The sequence below is a fragment of the Mesorhizobium sp. P5_C1 genome, from assembly GCF_054049815.1.
On sequence record NZ_JBFULQ010000784.1, the window covers coordinates 1 to 1,960 of the forward strand.

The 1,960-nt window shown below is 59.5% G+C and carries 2 protein-coding genes; both read left to right on the forward strand.

All coding sequences use genetic code 11. The features are described from left to right. On the forward strand, positions 1–697 hold a 697-nt coding region (locus tag ACXJ7R_RS31235), incomplete at its 5' end, for a hypothetical protein (RefSeq protein ID WP_457155175.1). Positions 698–942: 245 nt separating this feature from the next. Further along, positions 943–1,275: a hypothetical protein gene (locus ACXJ7R_RS31240; protein ID WP_457155176.1), complete on the forward strand. Its 333-nt coding sequence runs from the start codon at positions 943–945 to the stop codon at positions 1,273–1,275. Positions 1,276–1,960: the final 685 nt, after the last annotated feature.

Consider the following 1,960-nt stretch of genomic DNA (forward strand, 5'->3'; position numbering starts at 1 on the left):
CAGCAAGCTCATCACCCCGGATTGGTCGGTGTCGTTCACCGCAAACTACCGCATGGTCGATCGGGGGAGCACGCGCTCGGGCTTCGACGATTTGGTGCTCGGCACCCAATATGAACTCTATTCCAGTGCCGAGGACGAGTTCGTGTTCTCGGCAGGCGGTACGCTGGCGCTGGGCGGCACCGGATCGTCCGACGTCGGTGCCAAGTCGTTCTCGACGCTGACACCGACCCTCTACGTCGGCAAGGGCTTCGGCGATCTGTCGGATTCGCTGGCATGGCTGCGTCCGGTCAACGTCACCGCGACCCTAGGAGTCGCACTGCCAACCGAATCCACCACGGTGACCGGCGCCACCACGGTCGACAACCCAGACATCTTGCAATGGGGCTTTGCCCTGGAATACAGCCTGCTGACCAATGTGCATTCCGCTGACAAGGGTAATGCTCATCGCTTCGCCGAGGGTTTGGTGCCGCTGGTGGAATTCGCGATGCAGACGCCGCTGAACGGGCCGTCGGCTGGACAGACCACCGGCACGATCAATCCTGGCGTCATCTGGGTGGGCGAGTACGCTCAACTCGGGGTGGAGGCGATCGTTCCGATCAATGCGAGTTCGGGCCGCGACATCGGCGTGCGTGCACAACTCCACTTCTATCTCGGCAACATTTTTTCGAACGGAATCGGAAAGCCGATCTTCGACTGATCGCGCGCCGCGCCGTGCATGGGTCTGTCCAGGCCCCGCGGCCAGGGACGAAGCCGCCACGCGAGGACCGCGGGCCAATCGGCGAAAGCTGGCGGCAGGAATAACTGCTGGCCTTATGCGCCAGATAATTTCTTATGTGTGGAATGATACTTGAAGATTAAGTAACTAAACAATTGCAGCCATGCCTAATGTGTTTTGTATAGCGGTTCATAGCGTATTTCGAAACCTATATAAGGATTGCGGGCATGAGCGATATCTCTATCGCCAATTCGAATTTTGCCGCGCTGTGCAACAGAACGACACAACAGGTGAATCGCATGGGTTCTCTTTCAATAGGGGCTGCAATCGCGGCAGTCCTTCTGTCAACCGCTTGGGCCGCTGCCGCAGCCTCGCCTCCAGGACGCATGCAGGCAAAGTTCGATCGTGTCGAACGAAAAACGAACGGCAACCACACTTCGTTGCCGAGGCACGGTGAAGTACCGACAACCGGATCGGCCAAGAAGCCGGCATCGCAGCTCGATAACGACGGGGACAAGTATCCCCCGACCGATCTTTTTTCAGGCATGAACCGGTTTTGATGGGAGGTGTTGCGCCCCTCACGACGCGGTGATTGCGGTTGAGGCTGACTTGACCGCCCCGTCGACTTGAGTTGGCCCCACCTGCGACAGACGAGCGTCAGTTGCGACGTCGGATCTTGTCTCCGAAMCCGCGCGATGCATCGCGCCGCAAGCAAGTCGCATCGCCGAAGGTCCCGACGCCGGCAACGCTCCGGCGATCGACCGTGAATCGGTGCCTGCTCGGAAGGCAGGAGGGAAAAATGGGCCGATGACGACATGTCATCGGCCCAAGAACTCGAGCGGCGAGAAACGCTCCCGGGGGGAGGAGCGCCTTCACAATCGATCGGCGGGCGTGGGAGGGGCCCGGAGAACCAATCTGGCACGAGTTGGAGCGCTGCCACGATGGTGACGAAAACGGATCGAAACCACCGATCGCAACGCCCACCCACAACCTAGTGGCTTTTGCTGCCGGTGCTTCGTCGTTCTTGCCGGCTTTGCATCCAGCTTGCGGATTTCGCGCGGAACGTCAAAAAGCCCAGGCCAAGCAGGGGACCCCGCTCAAGGTCATCAAGACCTGACGCACAGCCGCGCCAAATCGACCAATCACCTGGGATCGGCCGCAATTGAAGAACCGGCCCATTGGTCCGCTCGGTACATGCACCATTACAATCGATCGCGACGTCCAATCACAAACCAAAGTATGAGC

Bases quoted from the DNA above. Each gene is read 5' to 3' on its own strand.
- ACXJ7R_RS31240 (WP_457155176.1), top strand. From the start codon at position 943: ATGAGCGATATCTCTATCGCCAATTCGAATTTTGCCGCGCTGTGCAAC.